The sequence below is a fragment of the Nocardia canadensis genome, assembly GCF_032656385.1.
GTDB classification, from domain to species: domain Bacteria; phylum Actinomycetota; class Actinomycetes; order Mycobacteriales; family Mycobacteriaceae; genus Nocardia; species Nocardia canadensis.
The window spans coordinates 1,193,953-1,212,198 of record NZ_JAVCWB010000008.1; the positions used below are offsets into that span (position 1 = coordinate 1,193,953).

The 18,246-nt window shown below is 68.7% G+C and carries 19 protein-coding genes; 10 read left to right on the forward strand and 9 right to left on the reverse strand.

Going from position 1 to position 18,246, the window contains the following annotated elements; genetic code table 11:
• Position 1: 1 nt before the first annotated feature.
• Together Q7X29_RS19340 and Q7X29_RS19345 are read right to left on the reverse strand one after the other, a co-directional pair.
• Positions 2 to 868 carry an ABC transporter permease gene (locus Q7X29_RS19340; RefSeq protein WP_316574938.1) on the reverse strand — a complete coding sequence of 289 codons (867 nt, stop codon included), beginning with the start codon at positions 866 to 868 and terminating at the stop codon, positions 2 to 4.
• Positions 868 to 1,809, reverse strand: a complete 942-nt coding sequence (locus Q7X29_RS19345; protein WP_316574939.1) for an MlaE family ABC transporter permease — start codon at positions 1,807 to 1,809, stop codon at positions 868 to 870. The genes Q7X29_RS19340 and Q7X29_RS19345 overlap by 1 nt, the downstream gene beginning before the upstream one ends.
• Before the next feature lie 269 nt (positions 1,810 to 2,078).
• On the opposite strand from Q7X29_RS19345, the gene Q7X29_RS19350 reads away from it, so the two are divergent.
• Genes Q7X29_RS19350 through Q7X29_RS19375 form a run of 6 tightly spaced genes read left to right on the forward strand, consistent with a single transcriptional unit; the run spans position 2,079 to position 7,733 of the window.
• Positions 2,079 to 3,284: a cytochrome P450 gene (locus Q7X29_RS19350; protein ID WP_218720501.1), complete on the forward strand. Its 1,206-nt coding sequence runs from the start codon at positions 2,079 to 2,081 to the stop codon at positions 3,282 to 3,284.
• Complete coding sequence (locus Q7X29_RS19355) at positions 3,284 to 4,084, forward strand: SDR family oxidoreductase (RefSeq protein ID WP_316574940.1); 801 nt, start codon at positions 3,284 to 3,286, stop codon at positions 4,082 to 4,084. Before Q7X29_RS19350 ends, Q7X29_RS19355 begins: the two co-directional genes overlap by 1 nt.
• Entirely contained in the window at positions 4,081 to 4,302 is a 222-nt protein-coding gene (locus Q7X29_RS19360) for a ferredoxin (RefSeq protein WP_218720503.1), read from the forward strand. Before Q7X29_RS19355 ends, Q7X29_RS19360 begins: the two co-directional genes overlap by 4 nt.
• Positions 4,302 to 4,853, forward strand: a complete 552-nt coding sequence (locus Q7X29_RS19365) for a Cif family virulence factor (protein WP_218720504.1) — start codon at positions 4,302 to 4,304, stop codon at positions 4,851 to 4,853. Before Q7X29_RS19360 ends, Q7X29_RS19365 begins: the two co-directional genes overlap by 1 nt.
• Positions 4,847 to 6,097 (forward strand): hypothetical protein, encoded by a 1,251-nt coding sequence (locus Q7X29_RS19370; protein ID WP_394358704.1) that lies wholly within the window; start codon positions 4,847 to 4,849, stop codon positions 6,095 to 6,097. The genes Q7X29_RS19365 and Q7X29_RS19370 overlap by 7 nt, the downstream gene beginning before the upstream one ends.
• Before the next feature lie 25 nt (positions 6,098 to 6,122).
• Positions 6,123 to 7,733 (forward strand): acyl-CoA synthetase, encoded by a 1,611-nt coding sequence (locus Q7X29_RS19375; protein ID WP_316574942.1) that lies wholly within the window; start codon positions 6,123 to 6,125, stop codon positions 7,731 to 7,733.
• A 3-nt stretch (positions 7,734 to 7,736) separates the two neighbouring features.
• Here Q7X29_RS19375 and Q7X29_RS19380 read toward each other — a convergent pair whose 3' ends face one another.
• Positions 7,737 to 8,060 (reverse strand): DUF4333 domain-containing protein, encoded by a 324-nt coding sequence (locus tag Q7X29_RS19380; protein ID WP_316574943.1) that lies wholly within the window; start codon positions 8,058 to 8,060, stop codon positions 7,737 to 7,739.
• Between the two features lie 195 nt (positions 8,061 to 8,255).
• Between Q7X29_RS19380 and Q7X29_RS19385 the strand changes: the two genes are divergently transcribed.
• On the forward strand, positions 8,256 to 9,308 hold the full coding sequence (locus Q7X29_RS19385; RefSeq protein ID WP_316574944.1) for a fatty acid desaturase family protein: 1,053 nt from the start codon (positions 8,256 to 8,258) through the stop codon (positions 9,306 to 9,308).
• Here Q7X29_RS19385 and Q7X29_RS19390 read toward each other — a convergent pair.
• Positions 9,296 to 10,201, reverse strand: coding sequence for a hypothetical protein (locus tag Q7X29_RS19390; RefSeq protein ID WP_394358705.1), 906 nt, complete (start codon positions 10,199 to 10,201; stop codon positions 9,296 to 9,298). The two genes, Q7X29_RS19385 and Q7X29_RS19390, sit on opposite strands and share 13 nt — an antisense overlap.
• Positions 10,202 to 10,477: 276 nt before the next feature.
• Positions 10,478 to 11,416 carry a hypothetical protein gene (locus Q7X29_RS19395; RefSeq protein WP_316574945.1) on the reverse strand — a complete coding sequence of 313 codons (939 nt, stop codon included), beginning with the start codon at positions 11,414 to 11,416 and terminating at the stop codon, positions 10,478 to 10,480.
• 347 nt (positions 11,417 to 11,763) lie between these two features.
• On the opposite strand from Q7X29_RS19395, the gene Q7X29_RS19400 reads away from it, so the two are divergent.
• Entirely contained in the window at positions 11,764 to 12,762 is a 999-nt protein-coding gene (locus Q7X29_RS19400; RefSeq protein WP_316574946.1) for an AraC family transcriptional regulator, read from the forward strand.
• Here Q7X29_RS19400 and Q7X29_RS19405 read toward each other — a convergent pair.
• On the reverse strand, positions 12,752 to 12,937 hold the full coding sequence (locus tag Q7X29_RS19405; RefSeq protein WP_308248605.1) for a hypothetical protein: 186 nt from the start codon (positions 12,935 to 12,937) through the stop codon (positions 12,752 to 12,754). The genes Q7X29_RS19400 and Q7X29_RS19405 overlap by 11 nt on opposite strands.
• A gap of 330 nt (positions 12,938 to 13,267) precedes the next feature.
• Positions 13,268 to 14,395, reverse strand: coding sequence for an NADH:flavin oxidoreductase (locus tag Q7X29_RS19410; protein WP_316574947.1), 1,128 nt, complete (start codon positions 14,393 to 14,395; stop codon positions 13,268 to 13,270).
• Between the two features lie 115 nt (positions 14,396 to 14,510).
• Between Q7X29_RS19410 and Q7X29_RS19415 the strand changes: the two genes are divergently transcribed.
• Positions 14,511 to 14,954, forward strand: coding sequence for a MarR family winged helix-turn-helix transcriptional regulator (locus Q7X29_RS19415; RefSeq protein ID WP_255588280.1), 444 nt, complete (start codon positions 14,511 to 14,513; stop codon positions 14,952 to 14,954).
• A gap of 262 nt (positions 14,955 to 15,216) precedes the next feature.
• Positions 15,217 to 16,443 carry an alanine--tRNA ligase-related protein gene (locus tag Q7X29_RS19420; RefSeq protein WP_316574948.1) on the forward strand — a complete coding sequence of 409 codons (1,227 nt, stop codon included), beginning with the start codon at positions 15,217 to 15,219 and terminating at the stop codon, positions 16,441 to 16,443.
• 94 nt (positions 16,444 to 16,537) lie between these two features.
• Here the strand turns inward: Q7X29_RS19420 and Q7X29_RS19425 are convergent, their stop codons facing one another.
• Positions 16,538 to 17,740, reverse strand: coding sequence for a lipid-transfer protein (locus Q7X29_RS19425; protein WP_316574949.1), 1,203 nt, complete (start codon positions 17,738 to 17,740; stop codon positions 16,538 to 16,540).
• On the reverse strand, positions 17,724 to 18,179 hold the full coding sequence (locus Q7X29_RS19430) for a Zn-ribbon domain-containing OB-fold protein (RefSeq protein ID WP_449411944.1): 456 nt from the start codon (positions 18,177 to 18,179) through the stop codon (positions 17,724 to 17,726). The genes Q7X29_RS19425 and Q7X29_RS19430 overlap by 17 nt, the downstream gene beginning before the upstream one ends.
• Positions 18,180 to 18,246 lie beyond the last annotated feature (67 nt).

An 18,246-nucleotide genomic window follows, 5' to 3' on the forward strand; every position in this document is an offset into this window, starting at 1 on the left:
ATCACCCGGTGAAGGTCACGGGAGACTGGAATCCCCACAGCAGGATCGTGGCGACCATGTCGAGGGCGATGATCGCCACCAGGCTGGCGCGGATCGCCCGACCCGAGCCGATGCCGACCCCCTCCGGACCGCCGGTGGCGAAATAGCCCTGGTAGCAGTGGATCAGGACGACAGCCACCGCGAACACCATCACCTTCACGGTCGCGGCGACGACGTCCCAGCCCACCACGAATTGGTCGAAGTAGTGGTCGTAGGTCCCCGAGGGGGTGCCGTGGATCGTGGTGACGATCAGCGCGCAGGAGGCGTAGCTCAGGATCAGCGCGACCACGAACGCCGGTGCCACGGCAATGATCCCGGCGATCACCCGGGTGGTCACGACGAAGGGCACCGACCGGATACCGAGCGATTCGAGCGCGTCGATCTCCTCGGAGATGCGCATGGACCCGATCTCGGCGGTCATCCGGCACCCGGCCTGGGCCGCGAAGCCGATCCCGGCCGCGATGGGCGCGAGTTCGCGGGTCACGCCGAAGGCCGAGATCAGGCCGCTGAGCTGACCCAGCGACAGCAGATTCAGCGCGCTGAAGGCCTCGATGCCGATGGAGGCGCCCATGGCCGCACCGAGCAGCAGCATCAGCGGCACCACCCCGCCACCGATGATCACCGAGCCGCGGCCCCAGGTCATGTCGGTCACCGTCGCCACCGTCTGGCGGCGGTAACGCAGCAGGGTATAGGGCACCGAAGACACGACCTGCCAAACGAATCCGAGGACGAACCCGAGCGAGTCGATCGGGGCGAGCGGGTGCACGCGGGCACGCCGCAGCCGCCCCACCCAGCGCAGCCCGACGGGATAGTACGGAGCCGCCGTCATCACGCCATCCTGACCGGGAAGAACAGCGTGACCACCTGGGTGATCACGGTGTTCAGGACGACAACCGCCGCGATCGACATCACCACCGCCGCATTGACCCCGTCGGCCACACCCCGCGGCCCGCCGGTAGCCTCCAGCCCACGCTGGCAGGCGATGACCACGACCAGGAATCCGAAGAGCAGCGCCTTGACCAACGAGACCCACAGGTCGATCGGCGTCGTGAAGGCGCCGAACGACGACCAGTAGCTGCCCGGTGTCACGTTCAGCGCCGACACCGCGACCACGAACCCGGACGCGACGCCGACGACGATGATCAGGATGTTGAGCAGCGGCGCCACCAGCATCATCGCCACGATCCGCGGGACGACCAGGCGTCGCACCGGGTCGACGCCCATGACCCGCAGCGCGTCGACCTCCTCGCGGATGGTCCGGGCGCCCAGGTCGGCGGCGATCGCGGCCGCCCCCGCTCCGCCCAGCAACATCGCGGTGGCCATCGGCGCGCCCTGTTTGATGACACCGAGCCCGCCCGCCGCGCCGATCATCGAATCGGCGCCGAGTTCGGACACGATATTGCCGACTTGCGCGGAAACGATGACGCCGAACGGAATGGCCATCAAAATACTCGGCACCACGGTGACCCGGATGAGAAACCACGCCTGGGCGAGTGTTTCGTGGATCTGGAATCGCCATCGAACCGCGTCCACGATGCCGAGCGACACGGCACTCGCGCCGATGCGCAGGGCCCGGCCGAGGGTGGCCACGCTGGATAGGACGGTGACCGAGAAATTCCGGCGCAGGATCTGTGCGGCACCGGCCTGTTTCGGCTCCGGCAATTCCAGGCCACCGACCCCCACCGCACCGCCGCCGGCCGGTGCGACTTCGCCGTCTACGCGTGCCATGCGGGTGACCGTACCATATGATCTAGACCACATTCCAGACACTGTTCCAGATTCCTGACCAGCTCCCCGCCGAGCCTGCCCAGGCCCGGATCGGGCCCGACCATGCGGTCCGAAAATGTTGATTACCAGCATCTTTGAGGTGACTCTCGCCAAGCGGGCCGGGCACGTCGTCGTCGCGATCGTCCGCGAAAGCGTTGTGCCCGGTGCGCGTCGGTGATACCGTCCAGACACATGTCCAGCTACCTGTCTCCTTCGGGTCTCGACCGACCCGACGCTGTCGGAGACATCCGATCGGAACCGGGGTGTTCACGATGACCAGCGCCGCTGTGGAGCCCGTGTATTTCGATCCGTACGACTATCGATTCCACGAGGATCCGTATCCCACGTATCACCGGCTGCGCACCGAGGCGCCGCTTTATCACAACCCGGATCTCGATTTCTGGGCGCTGTCGCGGCATTCCGATGTCCTCGCGGCATTTCGCGACAACAATCGGCTCTCCAGCGCCAACGGAGTTTCGCTCGACCCGGCGGCGTGGGGACCACACGCGCATCGGGTGATGTCGTTTCTGGCGATGGACGATCCCCGGCACATGCGTATGCGCAGGCTGGTCTACAAGGGATTCACCCCGAAGCGGGTCGCCGAGATGGAAGACCGGATCCGCCAGATCACCCTCGAGCACCTCGAACCCGCCCTCGCGCGGGGGCGCTTCGACTGGATCGACGACGTCGCGGGCAAGCTGCCGATGGACGTCATCTCCGAACTCATGGGGGTGCCGGAGCCGGACCGCGCCGAGATCCGGCGGCTGGCCGATCTGGTGGTGCACCGCGAGGAAGGTGTTCTCGATGTGCCCGCCGACGCGATCGACGCCTCGATCCGGCTGTTCGGGTACTACGCCGACATGGTCGCCCAGCGCCGGGCCGACCCCCGCGACGACCTCACCTCGGCATTGCTCGACGCCGAGATCGACGACGACACCCTCACCGACGACGAGATCATCGGGTTCATGTTCCTGATGGTGGTCGCCGGAAACGAGACCACCACCAAGCTTCTCGGCAACGCCCTCTACTGGGCGGGGGTCGATCCCGTGGAGTACGCCAAGGTCGCCGCCGATCCCGACCTGGTCGCGGACTGGGTCGAGGAGACGCTGCGCTACGACACCTCGAGTCAGCTCGTCGCCCGTACCGCGGCGGTCGACCTCGACTACCACGGCGGCACCATCCCGGCCGGGGCGAAGGTGCTGTTGCTGATCGGCGCGGCCAATCGGGATCCGGCGGCGTTCGACGACGGCGACACCTACCGGATCGACCGCAGCGGCGGCGGCACCCTCGCGAGTTTCGGTGCGGGCGTGCACTTCTGCCTCGGCGCGCATCTGGCCCGGCTCGAGGCGAGCGTCGTGCTCGGCGAGTTCGTGCGGCGGGTGGCGGCCTACCGGATCGACCCGCGGGGCATCGAACGCGTGCATTCGACCAATGTCCGTGGCTTCGCCAAACTTCCCATCACAGTAGAGGTCCGCTAGTGCCCCGATTCGAACCCAACCCCGAACGCAGGCCGGCCCTGGTCGCGGGCGCGTCGTCCGGCATCGGTGCCGCGACGGCCGTTGCCCTGGCCGCTCTCGGCCACCCGGTCGCCCTCGGCGCGCGCCGCGTGCAGCGGTGTGAGGACCTCGCCGCCAAGATCCGCGCCGACGGTGGCGAGGCCTTCGCCCATCACCTCGACGTCACCGATCCCGCGTCCGTGGACGCGTTCGTCACCGCCGCCGAGGACGCCCTCGGACCGACCGAAATCCTCGTCTCCGGCGCGGGCGACATCGAATTCGCGCTCGTCGGCGAGATGGACCCGGAACGGTTCCTGCGGCAGGTGCAGGTGCACCTGGTCGGCGCGCATCGCCTGATCCACCGGGTGCTCCCCGGGATGACGACCCGGCGCCGCGGCGATCTCGTGGTGATCAGCTCCGATTGCGCGGACAACCCCCGGCCACGCAGCGGCGCCTACAGCGCCGCCAAGAACGGGCTCGAGGCGATGGTCGAGCAGCTGCGCATGGAGCTGGAGGGCAGCGGGATCCGGGCGTCACTGGTACGCCCCGGCCCGACACTGACCGGCATGGGCATGGATTCGACGCCGGAGGTCGTCGGCCCGCTGCTGCAGGACTGGAAGGACTGGGGCTTCGCCCGGCATCCGTACATGCTGCGGCCCGAACATCTGGCCGACGCCGTCGCCACGGTGATCTCGGTGCCACGCGGCGCCCACATGGTGCTGGTCGAGGTGCAACCGGAAGCGCCGTTGCGGCCGCTGCCCGAGGGCGGGAGCGCGTCATGAGGATCGTGGTCGACGCGGACCTGTGCCAAGGGCACGGCGTGTGCCAGGACGAGGCGCCCACGATCTTCACCGTGCCCAAGCACGGCACGGTCCAGATCACCGATCCCACGCCCGCCCCGTCGGAACACGGTGCCGTCCAGGCCGCGATCCGCTGGTGTCCCACCCGAGCATTGTCGATCGCCGACGATGCCGACTCCCCACCGAAAGGCACGGACTGATGGCAGGTTTCGAGCGCGCCGAACTCGACGAGATGGTGCGGCGCTGGGTCGTGGAGAACCAGCGGTGCGAGGAGAAGGGCGATTGGAAGCCCCTCGCCGAGATGTACACCATCGACGCGACCTACGGCTGGAACTACGGCCCCACACAGGAATTCATGGCGGTAGGGCGCGCGGAGATCCGCGAACTGGCTCTCGGCCAGGAGATGGCGGGGCTCGAGGGCTGGACCTATCCGTACCAGGAGTTCGTCGTCGACGATCGCAGCGGCACCGTCATCGGATTCTGGAAGCAGATCAACGAGGGCACGCGCGCCGACGGCCGCCACTACTCCCCCGAAGGAATCGGCGGCAGCTGGTTCCGCTACGGCGGCGACTTCCAGTGGTCGTGGCAGCGCGACTTCTTCGACTTCGGCAATGTCTCGGCGATGTTCCTCGACATGATCACCGATCGGGCGCTCTCACCCGGGATGCAGAAGCGGATCGAGCGCTCGGTGTCGAAGGAGCCGCTGCCGGGCTGGTACCGCATCGGCGAATCACCCGCCTCCCTGTGGTGACGCCGGTGAGCGGATACGACGCACTGTCCAGGGACCAGCTGGCGGTGCTGGTTCCCGAACTGCTGCTGAGCGGTCATCTCATCGACCGATCCGGCATGGCGCACACGATCGCCGCCTTCGGGCGCGCCGGGATGACCGAGGTCGCGATCGAGGAGTGGCAGTTGGCCAGTCCCGTCTACACCCGGCGCATCCGGCGCGCGCTCGGCATCACCGGCGACGGCGTCGAGACGATCTTCAAGGGCCTGCAACTCGACATCGGCGCACCGCCCCAGTTCATGGACTTCCGCTTCCGGGTCGACGACCACGATCACGGGGAGTTCTGGCTCGACCACTGCGGGGCGCTGGCCGATGTCGAACCGATGGGCGAGGAATTCGTGGTCGCGATGTGCCACGACATCGAGGACCCCACCTTCGACGCGACGGCGCTGGCCACCAACCCGCACGCCCAGGTGCGGCCCGTGCACCGACCACCCCGTGTGCCCGCCGACCGCACCCCGGTGTGCGCGTGGACCGTCGTCATCGATGGGTCCCATGTTCCGCCCGCCGCCCCACGCAACGCCGCCCTCGTGGCGAACTCCGAGGCGGCGGGGCTCGTGCTGGCCCCGATCGACCCGGGCGAGGAGGGCAGGGGCGACTACGCCGGACCACTGCTGAGTGATCTGCGCTTCGGCGACTTCTCCCGGTCGGCCCTGCGCCGGCTGGCCGACGAGATCAGCCTGCAGCACCATCTGCTCACGCTCGGCTTCCTGGTCGCCCTCCGGGAACGCGCCGAGCCGGCGGTCGCGGCCGACATCGCGCGCAAACAGTTCGCCGGGATCGCCGGACTCACCTCGGAGCGCCTCCGCCGCTGCCTGTCACTCGGTGACGACGCCGACGCACTCGCCCTGGTGCTCCGGATCCATCCCGCGCTGAATCCGCTGAGCTACACCGGAATCGACAGCACGGTCACGAGCTCCGGTGTGCGCGTGCGCTTTCCGGCGGTGAGCCCGGCGACCAACGACGGCGCGTGGCCCGCCCTGCTGATCCCGGCGGACTTGCGCCCGCTCGATGCCCTGGTCCGTGGCGTGAACCCCCGGTTCGCCGCGCGAGTCGGCGCGATCGACGAACACGGCTGGACCGCCGAGATCACGTTGGCCGAACAGCCGTTCCGGGAAGCCTCGGAGGTGGCCGTGACCCGCTTCAGCACCGGCGCGAGCTTCGCCTTCACCGACCGCGGGAAACCCCTGCCGCTCACCGTCGTGTGAGCGGACCGCACAGAGATGGACTGAGATGGCCAACAACTTCGCCGACCTGTTCGAGCACTCCGCCGACGCCATGCCCGATCGGGTCGCGCTGATCCAGGGCGATCGCTCGCTGACCTACCGCGAGCTCGACATCCGGGCCAACCGCTTGGCCGACCAGCTGACCAGCACGGGGGTGCGCCGCGGCACGCACGTCGGGTTCCAGATGCACAACAGCATCGAGACCATGGAGACGTTGATCGCCTGCTTCAAACTGGGCGCCGTCCCGATCAACATCAACTACCGGTACGGGCCTGCCGAGCTGGCCTACGTCTACGGCAACGCCGACCTCGACGTGCTGGTGTATCACGCGAGCTACGGCGAGGCCGTGGGCGCGGCGCTGTCTCGCACACCGTCGGTGCGGCAGTCGATCTGTGTCGACGACGACCGGGTGTCCGGCGCTGCCGGCTCCGGCGTCCTCGCGTACGAGACGCTGGTCGAGACCGGAAAACCGTTCCGTCCCAGTGTGCATCGCACCGGCGACGACCTGTTCATGATGTACACCGGCGGCACGACCGGCCTGCCCAAGGGCGTCATGTGGCGGCAGGAGGACATGTGGCGGGTGCTGGGCGGAGGCGTGGACTTCTACACCGGCGAGCCGGTGCGCGACGAGTACCAGCAGTCCGCGACCGGCGCGCAAGGGGTGCCTGCCATCTGGTTCGTCCTTCCCCCGCTGATCCACGCCGCGGCGATGATGCCGACCTTCACCGCCCTGTGGTCGGGCAACGCGGTGCTGTTCGAGCCGCGTTTCGACCCGGACGCGGTGTGGCGGGCCGTCGGCACCCACCACCCGCACGTCATGGTGATCACCGGCGACGCCATGGCACGTCCGCTCATCGACGCCTTCGACACCGCCCCGGTGGACGCGTCCTCGCTGCTGGTCATCGCCTCCGGCGCGGCGCTGCTGTCGCAGCCGGTGAAGAACGCGCTGCTGGAGAAGTTCCCCTCGACGATGGTCTCGGACTCGATCGGATCCTCCGAAACCGGTTTCGGCGGAATCGGTTTCGCACAGAAGGACGACAACCCCGCCCGCGGTCCCCGGGTCCAGACCGGTCGCGGCGCGGTGGTGGTCGACGCGGACGGGCGACCGGTCGCGCCGGGTGAGGAGGGCTGGCTGGCCAAGACCGGCGCGGTGCCGCTCGGCTACTACAAGGACCCCGAACGCACCGCGCGGCTGTTCAAGACGGTCGACGGCGCACGCGTCGTGGTCACCGACGACCGGGCCCGCGCCGAGACGGACGGCTCGATCACCCTGATCGGGCGCGGCAACATGGTGATCAACACCGGTGGCGAGAAGGTGTTCCCGGAGGAGGTCGAGGCCGTCGTGAAAGCTCACGACGCGGTCTACGACGCGGTCATCGTCGGGGTCCCGCACGAACGGTGGGGCCAGCAGGTCGCCGCCGTGATCGCCACCGGCCCCGACGCGACCGTGGATTTCGACGCACTGCGCGCCCACATCCGCGCCCACCTCGCGGGATACAAGGTGCCCAAACGGATCTGGGTGGTCGACACCATCTCCCGCTCCCCCAGCGGCAAACCCGACTACCGCTGGGCCACCGAGTACGTCGCCGGGCGCGCGGCCGATCACGCGGCCGACTGAGCCCTAGTTGGGTGCGTCGGCCACCTCGATGTCGAACTTCGTGTTGTCGCCCTCCACCGAGGTGACCCTGACCTTCACGTCGTAGGTGGCGCCCTGTTCGGTGAGGGTGCACGTCATCGTGGCACCCTGCTCCGCCTTCAGATCCTCAGGACAGGTGACCTCGTCCGGCGTCTCCCCCACCTGGGCCTGGAGTTGGGTGCTGATCTGCTCGGCCACTGCCTCCTTGTCGACGGTGGCGGTGCCGACCGAGACCGAACATCCGGCCGACACCGCTGCCATCGACAGCAAGGCCGCGAGGACGGCGGGAATAGTGCGGATTGTCCTCATGTCGAACCTCACTGTTGCCGAGGGAAGAAAGGTTAGCTGTAAAGTTACTCCCGGATTTCCCGTCCGGGCGGAAATCCGGGGCCGCCGTTGTCGAATCGTGCGCTGCGCGGGCGTCGAAAGATCACTCCGCAGTCCTATTCGATGTCATACCGCAGGATTACGAGGGGCGAGATTTCCGCCGATAGCTTCGGAATCATGACGACGCCCTCCCTGGTCCCCGCTTCCGCTCCACCGACACCACGGCGCGGCGCCGATGGTGACTACGCCCGGCTGCTGCGCCGGATCTCCGACGCCGGGCTGATGAACCGGCGCCCGGGCTACTACGCCGTCCGGCTCGGCCTCGTCGCGACCGCGTTCGTGGCGAGCTGGGCGGCCTTCGTCCTCGTCGGTGATTCGTGGTGGACCCTGCTGGTCGCCGTCGCCCTCGCCGTGACGTTCGCGCAGGTCGCGCTCGTCATGCACGATGTCGCCCACCGGCAGGTCTTCCGGCTCAGGCAGCCGACGGAGCTGGTCGGGCGCATCGTCGGCAACGCAGGCATCGGCTTGGGCTACGGGTGGTGGCAGGACAAGCACACCCGCCATCACGCCAATCCCAACCACGAAGAACTCGATCCGGACGTCGCGCCCGACATTCTGGTCTGGTCACAACAGCAAGCACGGTCCAGTCGCGGTCTGCCTCGCCTACTCGGCAGGGCGCAGGCATTCCTGTTCTTTCCGCTCCTTCTGCTGGAGGGGTTGAATCTTCATCTGGCCGGTGTCCGTGCGCTCGGAAACCGATCGATGAAACACCGCGGACTGGAGGGCGCGCTACTGGTGGGCCACTTCGCCGTCTACACGGCCGCGGTCATCGCGGTGCTGCCCGCCGACAAAGCGATCGCCTTCATCGCGGTCCACCAGGGCCTTTTCGGCCTGTACATGGGCTGCATCTTCGCCCCCAACCACAAGGGCATGCCGACCCTGACCGGTGAGAACCGCCCCGACTTCCTCCGCCGCCAGGTCCTGACCTCCCGCAACGTGCGCGGTGGCGCGGTGACCGATCTCGCGCTCGGCGGGCTCAACTATCAGATCGAGCACCACTTGTTCCCCAGCATGCCGACGCCGAACTTGCGCCACGCCCAGGTGATCGTCCGCGACTACTGCGCGGAAATCGGCGTCCCGTACCACGAGACCGGGCTGATCTCCTCGTACCGCGAGGCGCTCACGCACCTGCACCGGGTCGGCGCACCCCTGCGCGGTCAGCCGAAGTAGCCCGCGTAGTCGCTGAACGGCACCTGGCCGGTGGGGCTCGCCTTGATCGCCGCGGCCACCTGCGGCGGAATCGGCGCCCAGTAGGCCGGCATCCCGGCCGCCAGGACAGGGTTCAGGACGTAGATCAGGGCGAAGTTCACGATCCACAGCGGTGGGGCCATCGACATCCCGACCTCGGCGCTGACCCCGCCCTTGGTAGTGGTCACCAGCTGGGCCGCGCCCGACATCTGCTGTGCCACGAATCCATACGCGGCCTGCACCGTATAGGCCGACCGGTAGAGCGCGACCAGGGTGTGGACCGCACCGTTGTCCCGCAGCCAGTTGCCGACGAACCCGCCGGGCGCGATGAGCGTGTTCACCTGCCTGGTCGGTGCGTCGGCGTTGGCCGGGCTCTCGAGCAATCCACTGGGGTTCACATACAGCCCGTAGCTGCCCAACACCGAGGACACCGGCCGCCCGTCGATCTCGGAGTAGATGGGTCGGCCCACCGTGTTGGTGAGGATCTCGACGCAGGCGACGATCACCCCCGCCGCGTCGAGGTTCCCGCCGACGCCACCCCCGGACGTGAGATCGAGATACTGCTGTTCGGTCAGCGCGTCACCCCGCCCGAGACCGATCCGACCGGCGATCGTGTCGGCCCGCTCCTGACCGAGCGGCTGGTTGAGCTGATCCGCGCTCGTCATCTGCGGTGGTGCCACGTATTCATAGGCGGGGGCGCCGGAGTAGGGCAGCGAGAAGCCGGTGCCGTCACCGTTCGCCACCGGTTGTCCGAATACCGTCTGGGTGCCCGTCACGGCGAGCAGACAGGCACCGATCAGGGCCGCCATCAGGAGGAACCCGTGCCGGACAGTCGACCGCCCGCACCCCGGACCCACCCACACCATGGCGCGCATTTCTACCCCTCAGACAGTGTCGAACGAGGTGAAACCAGCTTCCAAGTCAGTCAAAGCCGTGGCCGCGACCGTGTCAAGCCCCGTTACCTCAGCCGACGAGGACCGCGGCCTCCGCATACTGTGAGGTCGCGGGCGATCGCGGCGAAACTCGACTCGTCGGCGCCCACCGATTCCGCCATCTCCGCCGACCGGCCGAGCACGTCGACACACTCTGCTCGGCGCGAGCATCACCAGCGCGGTATCGCTAAATCGACGAGTTCGTCGACGACCGTCGCATCAGAAACCGCCGCCGCAGGAGGAGAAGCTGTCGTGGCCGGAATGGCCACCCTCACTGGAGTGGCCGCCGAGGTAGGGGCCGGAACGGGTCGGCGGGCGAGACGGGACGCGCCGGGAATCGTTCCAGTGGCGCGGAGCCACCACGGCCCACCAGGCGGTGAAATCCACACCGCTGACGCGCTCGATCTCGGCGCGATCGGCGGCGGCCCAGTGCACGGTATAGCCGGTGAGGTGATGGGTGGGGCGCTGAAGCTCGTCGACCAATTCGCCGGTGGTCAGGGTCGAGTCCTCGGCGCGAAAGACATGGACGGTTCTGTCCGACTCGGTGACGCGGTAGCTCCATCGGGTGCGGGCGGCCAGCTCGGAGCAACGGTCGTCGCGCTCTTCCCGCTCGCGCTGCGCTTTCCAGAGTCGTGCCTGTTCCTCCTGCGCGCGTGCGTCGGCCTCGTGCACGCGGAGCTCGATCTGCTCGCGGACCCGGCGATAGCGCTCGGCGATGTCGTGCAGCCGCTGTTCGAGTCCGTCGAACGCCCGCCGTGACGCGCCCCGGCTGCGGCGGCGTGCCGCCGACCAGCCGGCTCCACGCCGCAGTCCGGGTGAGAAGCCGCCCTCGATCCGCATACCGAGATCGTGGACGAGTTGCTGTTCGGCGATCCACAGCGCCTCCAGCGCGACAGTCCGGGCCTGGGCCCACGCGGCGGAGTCGTCGGCGGTGGCCTCGACCTCGATGCTCCGCAGGTAGCCGGGAAGCGCGGGGGCCGATCTCCGTTCGATACAGGTCCACCCACGCTCGTCCCGGCCTTCGGGTGTATCGACGGCATAGGCTTCGACATATGCCCGGCTCGGGTCGAAACCCGCCAGCTGCCGGTCGTTCAAGCGATAGCGGAAATCGAACGAATAGCGGTACAGCGTCACCGACACCATCGTGTTCCTCCCCACGGATACTTCCACGGTAGCGCCGGTGCGGGCGGGACGGGTGCGGCTTCGCGACGGAGCCGCCAGCGGCCTGGCGAGCAAGCGATCGGCGGCGGGACCGGAGTTGTCGCGCAAGGTCTTTCCCGTGATGGCCGGCAGGCGAGTACCCGCCGCGACCACGCCACCGCTGATGGCGATGCTCGGGCGAGGAGGCGGGGAAGGTCACCGCATCGACGCCCGCCGCCGCGTCCCAGCGTATCGTCCTCCATGGAGAAATCCCGCCCAGCTCGGATTCGCCGAATCGGTCGACGACGGCGGCTGACGTAGCCGCGACCGGTCCGCGGATCGGCCTGCCGCCACGAGGAGACGTCATGGCTACCGACCAGAGCTTGCTACATCGTTTCGTCATCTCGCAGTTCGACGCGGCCGGGCTCGATCGCGCGCAGCTGATCCGCGATGCCGGGGTCCCCGACTGGTCGATGACCGGCCAAGACGTGCATCTGCCGAGCGAGGTGTTCTCCCGGCTGTGGGAGATCGGCGAACATCGTCTCGGCCCGGACGTCGCCCTGCAGGTCGCCCGCCGCTACAAACTCTCGAGCCTGGGCCTGTACGACTATCTGTTCGCCTCCGCGCCGACGCTGGGCGCCGGGCTGGCCACCTGCGGGCCGTACGTCACCGCGGTCACCACCAATCACCGCTTCGACCTGGTCGCCGAGACCGAGCACGAATCCACCCTCTACCTCGAGATGCTCCACGGCGACGGCCGGGGGCGCGACCACACCCAGCTGTGGGGACTGTCGGCCGTGCTGAGCCGGGCCCGCCGCGTCGTCGACGGTCCGCTCGACCCCGTCCGCGTCGCGCTACGCCAGGCCGCTCCCCCGCATATCGACAGCTTCCGGGACGTGTTCGGTTCCGCCACCGTCGAGTTCGACGCGCCGACCGACTCGATGACCTTCCGCTCCGCGGACCTGAATCTGCCGTTGACGACCGCGGATCCGGTCCTGGCCGGGGTCCTGCAACCACTGGCCGCCGCGCTGCCGCCGCCACCGACGCTCGCCTCGGCCTGGCCGCAACGGGTGGCCGAGGCCTTGGACCAGGCGATCGAGGCCGGGGAGGTATCCCTGCACAGCGTCGCCCGCCTCCTCACGGTCAGCCCCCGGACGTTGCAGCGACGCCTGACCGAAGCTGGCACCACCTGGCGCGCGGAGCTGGACCGGGCACGCAGCGCCCGATTCGCACAGGTGACGGTCGCGGGATCGCTCAGCGGCACCAGGCAGGCCGAACTTCTCGGCTACTCCGACGCGGGCTCGTTGCGCCGGGCCGCCCGGCGCTGGTCGGGGTCCTCACCGGCGTGCAGCCTCACACCCTGAGGTAGGTCGAGGCGATCCGCCAGAAGGTCTCCCGCTCCATCAGGTGGAAGTCCCACCCGTCGGTGATGTCGCGAAACGCGGCGACGATCCCGGCGACGTCGAAATCGTCCCGGGTCGCCGTTCCCTTCGCCTCCAGTGCGGAAATCACGTAGGCGGTGGCACTCTCCCTCGTCACCGACAACGCAGGCTCCCCTCGGTAGCACACTGATCCCTATCGAACGTAAGTCTCGAATCACCTCGGGACCGCGACAAGGACAGAACGCGCCAATCCCCGGCCGAACGCGCCAACCTCGCGATCGGCCGGTCGCCGGGGAGACGACCGGCCGGGGCTCAGCCGATCTCGACGCGAGGAGGATCTCCGTCGCCGCGGCTCGGGCGTGCGCGGGTCGGCGCCGGTGCCTCCCGCAACCCGGGTCCGAGTCGGTATCGATGCGCGAATGAGGGGTTGTCACTGCATGATTCGATGAACTTTCCGCTGCGAACTGTGCTCCGGAGACAGATCCGGCTAGCTCAGGGTCTTCATCGCCGCCGCGTCGTAGGGCTTCAGCTCGTCGATTCGGCCCGCCAGCACCTTGGCCGCCCACTCCGGATCCTGGAGCAGGGCGCGGCCGACGGCGACCATGTCGAACTCGTCGCGCTCCATGCGATCGAGGAGGTTGTCGATCGTGCCGAGCTCGGCGCCTTCGCCCGTGAACGCGCGCAGGAAGTCGCCGTCGAGTCCGACCGAACCGACGGTGATGGTCGGCTTGCCGGTCAGCTTCTTGGTCCAGCCCGCCAGGTTCAGGTCCGAGTCGTCGAACTCCGGGAGCCAGTAGCGGCGGGTGGAGGCGTGGAAGGCATCGACACCCGCGGCGGCGAGCGGGGTCAGGATGGCCTCGAGCTCCTGCGGGGTCTCGGCCAGGCGCGCGCGGTAGTCCTGCTGCTTCCACTGCGAGAAGCGGAAGATCACCGGGAAATCGGGCGAGACGACCGCCCGGACCGCGGCCACGATCTCGGCCGCGAACCTGGTGCGCGCCACCGGGTCACCGCCGTAGCCGTCGTCGCGGCGGTTGGTCTGCGCCCACAGGAATTGGTCGAGGAGGTAGCCGTGGGCACCGTGCAGCTCGACACCGTCGAAGCCGATGCGCTCGGCGGCCGCGGCGGCCTCGGCGAAGGCGGCGATGACATCGTCCAGATCGGCCTGGGTCATCGCCTTGCCCGCGCCCTCGGTGCCATCGGCGCCGATGCCCGAGGGGCCCATGGCCGGGGCGTCGGGATAGGGCTGCTCGCCCTGGTTGCGGACCATGCCGATGTGCCACAGCTGCGGCACGATCGTGCCACCGGCCGCGTGTACGTCCTCGGCGACCCGGGCCCACCCCGCCAGCTGCTCCGCGCCGTGGAACCGCGGCACCCGATCGCTCTGCCCGGCCGAATCGTGGCCGACGTAGGTGCCCTCGGTGACGATGAGGCCCACACCGGCGGCGGCCCGGCGCGCGTAGTACGAGCGCACGTCCGCCCCCGGCACACCGCCCGGGGAGAACATGCGCGTCATCGGCGCCATCACGATGCGGTTGGGGACGGTCAGGCCGTTCAGGGTGACGGGGCGGGCCAAGACCTCGGCCGTGCGGGCGACGTCGGACGCGGTGACGATCACGGGGGTGCTCCTCAAAGTCACTTGACAATGTCGATGGTTGAGAACTTCAAGCAATATGCCACACCGTAGAGGTAGATATTTGAGATGGTCAAGTTTCTGCGGATATGGTGGTCGCATGACAGAAGCTCCCCACGTCGACTCGGCCCAGCTCATGGAGCTGCTCTCGGTGTCCCTCGGCGTCTACTACGGGGACTTCACGGCGGCGGCGGCGAGTGAGAACCTCACCGCGAGCCAGGGCAAGACGCTCACGGCGCTGCGCCGCCGACCCATCGCGATGCGGGTCCTGGCCGAGGCTTTGGCCTGCGATGCCTCCAACGTCACCGGGATCATCAACCGGCTGGAGAAACGCGGCCTGGTCCGCCGCGAGGCGAGCCCGTCCGACCGCCGCGTCACCAATCTGGTCATCACGCCCGAGGGCGAACGAGTCACCGATGCGATCCGGGCGAAGATGCAGGTCACCCGCGATGGCCTGGACAGCCTCGGCGAGCAGGACCGCGACACCCTGTACGCGCTGCTCGAACGAGTATTCCTCTCCCGCAAGAGCACTCGACCGCAGTGAACCAGCAGTGCACGTTCGCCGATCGGCACCGGCCGAAATCCGGTCGCGCCCCGCATCCCGCGGCTGCTACCGTGCCCACATGATGGTCAGTCCACGCAACGCCGCCGCGGCCGCACGAGCTCTCCGCTCGCCGGTCGCTGCCGCCTGACCTCTTCTTCCCCCGCCGGCGACCGGAAACGGTCCGCCGGTGCGCGTCGGTCTCGAATCCGGGCCTGCCATGGGCGGTCGCTTCCGGTCGATTTCTCTCGATGGAGCAATCACCATGATCACCACAGACCAGACCGTTCGGACTTTCCTCGACTTCTTCCGCGACCGCGGGCACGAACTCACGCCGGGCGGATCGCTCATCCCCTCGCCCGGGGACCCGGTGCTGTTCACCACCTCCGGGATGCACCCACTGACCCCCTATCTCCTGGGCCGCCCGCATCCGCTCGGCCGACGGCTCACGAACGTGCAGCGTTGTCTGCGCACCACCGATCTCGACGAAGTCGGCGACGACACGCACCTGACGGTGTTCGAGATGCTCGGCTCCTGGTCCCTCGGCGACTACGGCGGCCCGCAGAGCCTGCGCTGGGGAATCGAACTGCTGCGCGACGGATTCGGCATCGACCCCCGCCGGATCCACGGCACGGTCTTCGGCGGTGACGACCGGGTCGAACCCGACCACGAGTCGTGGCGTACCTGGCAGGACCTGGGCCTACCGGTCGAACCGACCACCGAGGAGAACTGGTGGTCCAACGGGCCGACCGGACTCTGCGGACCCGATTCGGAGATCTTCCTCTGGACCGGCAGCGAGAATCCGCAGGGCACACCGACAACCGACGACCGGTGGGTGGAGATCTGGAACCACGTCACGATGCGCTACGTGCGGCACCCCGACGGCGGTCTCGAACCGGTCCGCCGACCCGGTATCGACACCGGGATGGGCCTGGAGAGGCTCGGGCGAATCCTGCAGAACACGCCGTCCGTCTTCGAGATCGACGTCTTCCGGCCCTGGTCGACCACGCTGCCCCGGCTCTGGGGCCCGCTGGGGGAATCGTCGCTGCGCGTGGTGTCGGACCACCTGCGATCCAGCATCGTGATCCTCGGCGACCGGGTCACCCCGTCTCTCTCGGGGCGCGGACACATCCTGCGCCGCCTGATCCGCCGCACCCTGACCACACTGTGGCGCGACGATCCGAGCCGCACTCTGTCGGACCTGCCGATCGACCTGTTCGACCACACGCTCGACCACTTCCGGCAGCATGTCGACCCACACCCGGTGCGCACCCTGTTGCTCGACGAGGAACACAAATTCGATCTGCTCCTCCAGCGCGGACGACAGGTGCTGTCCCACCGCCGATTCGCCGGACCGCTGACCGACGACGACTACCGCTACCTGCACGACACGCACGGTTTGCCGCGCGACCTCGCGGTCTACCTGAGCACCGAATCCGGTATCGGCCGAGGCCGACTCGACAGCAAGCGCCGGGCGGGGCCGCGTCCCTGACGTGCCCCCACCCGCCGGGTGCCGCCGTCGGATGCCGGAGAACGTCCACCTTCGCGGTGGCCGCTCATGTGCACCGGAGCAGCGCGAACCCCGCTCAGCGAGTGGCGATGATGGCCGAGCCGTGGCCGAACAGGCCCTGGTTCACCGCGATACCCGCGCGCGCGTCATCGACCTGGCGACCCTCGGCCTGGCCGCGCAATTGCCACGTCAGCTCGCAGACCTGGGCGATCGCCTGCGCGGGAATCGCTTCCCCGAAACAGGCCAGGCCGCCACTGGGATTCACCGGCACATGACCGCCCAGTGTCGTCGCGCCACTGCGCAACAGCTTCTCCGCGCCGCCGGTCTCGCAGAGCCCGATGTCCTCGTACCAATCCAGCTCCAGCGCGGTGGACAGGTCGTAGACCTCCGCGAAGGACAGCTCGGAGGGACCGAGCCCGGCCTCCTCGTAGGCGGCGTACGCCACCGCGGAGCGGAACTCGCGCGCCGGCGCCTCGACCGCCACCGCGGAATCCGTCGCGAAATCCGGCAGGTCGAGCACCGTTTTCGGGAACGTCGGCGTGACCGTCGACAGCGCGCGGATGCGGACCGGATCGGCGATGCCGTGACGCCGCGCGTAGTCCATCGACGTCAGCACGAGGGCGGCACCGCCGTCACTGGTCGCACAGATGTCGAGCAGGCGCAGCGGATCCGAGACGATCGCCGAGGCGGCGACCTCCTCGGCCGAGACCTCCTTGCGATAGCGGGCATACGGGTTGTTCAGGCCGTGCCGGGCGTTCTTCACCTTGACCGCGGCGAAGTCGTCGAGTGTCGCGCCGTGCAACGCCATGCGCCGACGGGCGTACAGCGCGAAATAGATGGGGTTGGTCGCGCCCAGCAGGTGGAAACGCAACCAGTCCGGATCGTCGCGACGCTCGCCGCCGACCGGCTGGAAGAACCCCTTCGGGGTGGTGTCGGCGCCGACCACCAGGGCCACCTCGCACAACCCGGCCAGGATCTGGGCGCGGGCGTTGGCGATGGCCTGAGCACCGGAGGCACAGGCGGCGTAGCTGCTCGAGATCCGCGCCCCCGTCCAGCCGAGCGCCTGGGCGAAGGTCGCGCCCGAGACGAAACCGGGGTAGCCGTTGCGGATCGTGTCCGCGCCGGCGATGTAGTCGACGTCGCGGTGGTCCACGCCGGCATCGGCCAGCGCGGCACGGGCCGCGACCAGTCCGTATTCGACGAAATTGCGGCCCCACTTGCCCCACTGGTGCATACCCGCACCGAGGACTGCGATATCGCGATTACTGGTCTCGGTCATCGACCGGCCTCCACATCCACACCGTGTGCTCCGCTTCCTCGTCCTCGTACAGCACGCCGAGGGTCAACTCCACCGGCATGCCGACCGCCAGGTCGTCCACCGTCAGGCCGCGCACCACCTGCCCGAGAATCACCATCTGCTCGACCTCGAGCTCCACGGCCGCGACGACATACGGCTCGAACGGCTCGGCGGAGACATAGGGCGGGGGTGGCTTGTAACGGGCATCCGCGTACGACCAGATCCGGCCACGGGTGGAGAACAGGTACTCGGCGAGTTCGGAGCCGTCCCGGGGACCCGCGCACTGCGGGTTCCGGCAGGCGAGCGTGTTCCGTGGGAAATACGGTGTGCCGCAGGCAGTACAGCGACTCCCCTGCAGACGCACCGTGCCGTCGTCCGCGGTGAACCAGTCGGCCACGGCAGGGCGTTGTTCTTTCTGCACGAGCCCGACGGTATAGGAACACGTTCTACTTTGGGGCCGGAATCCGCTTCACCGGCACATCGGCGGA

What these genes read in the sequence shown, in the direction of transcription:
- Q7X29_RS19340 (WP_316574938.1), bottom strand. Translation starts at nt 868, where the DNA reads ATGACGGCGGCTCCGTACTATCCCGTCGGGCTGCGCTGGGTGGGGCGG.
- Q7X29_RS19350 (WP_218720501.1), top strand. Translation starts at nt 2,079, where the DNA reads ATGACCAGCGCCGCTGTGGAGCCCGTGTATTTCGATCCGTACGACTAT.
- Q7X29_RS19360 (WP_218720503.1), top strand. Translation starts at nt 4,081, where the DNA reads ATGAGGATCGTGGTCGACGCGGACCTGTGCCAAGGGCACGGCGTGTGC.
- Q7X29_RS19365 (WP_218720504.1), top strand. Translation starts at nt 4,302, where the DNA reads ATGGCAGGTTTCGAGCGCGCCGAACTCGACGAGATGGTGCGGCGCTGG.
- Q7X29_RS19375 (WP_316574942.1), top strand. Translation starts at nt 6,123, where the DNA reads ATGGCCAACAACTTCGCCGACCTGTTCGAGCACTCCGCCGACGCCATG.
- Q7X29_RS19380 (WP_316574943.1), bottom strand. Translation starts at nt 8,060, where the DNA reads ATGAGGACAATCCGCACTATTCCCGCCGTCCTCGCGGCCTTGCTGTCG.
- Q7X29_RS19385 (WP_316574944.1), top strand. Translation starts at nt 8,256, where the DNA reads ATGACGACGCCCTCCCTGGTCCCCGCTTCCGCTCCACCGACACCACGG.
- Q7X29_RS19390 (WP_394358705.1), bottom strand. Translation starts at nt 10,201, where the DNA reads ATGCGCGCCATGGTGTGGGTGGGTCCGGGGTGCGGGCGGTCGACTGTC.
- Q7X29_RS19400 (WP_316574946.1), top strand. Translation starts at nt 11,764, where the DNA reads ATGGCTACCGACCAGAGCTTGCTACATCGTTTCGTCATCTCGCAGTTC.
- Q7X29_RS19415 (WP_255588280.1), top strand. Translation starts at nt 14,511, where the DNA reads ATGACAGAAGCTCCCCACGTCGACTCGGCCCAGCTCATGGAGCTGCTC.
- Q7X29_RS19420 (WP_316574948.1), top strand. Translation starts at nt 15,217, where the DNA reads ATGATCACCACAGACCAGACCGTTCGGACTTTCCTCGACTTCTTCCGC.
- Q7X29_RS19425 (WP_316574949.1), bottom strand. Translation starts at nt 17,740, where the DNA reads ATGACCGAGACCAGTAATCGCGATATCGCAGTCCTCGGTGCGGGTATG.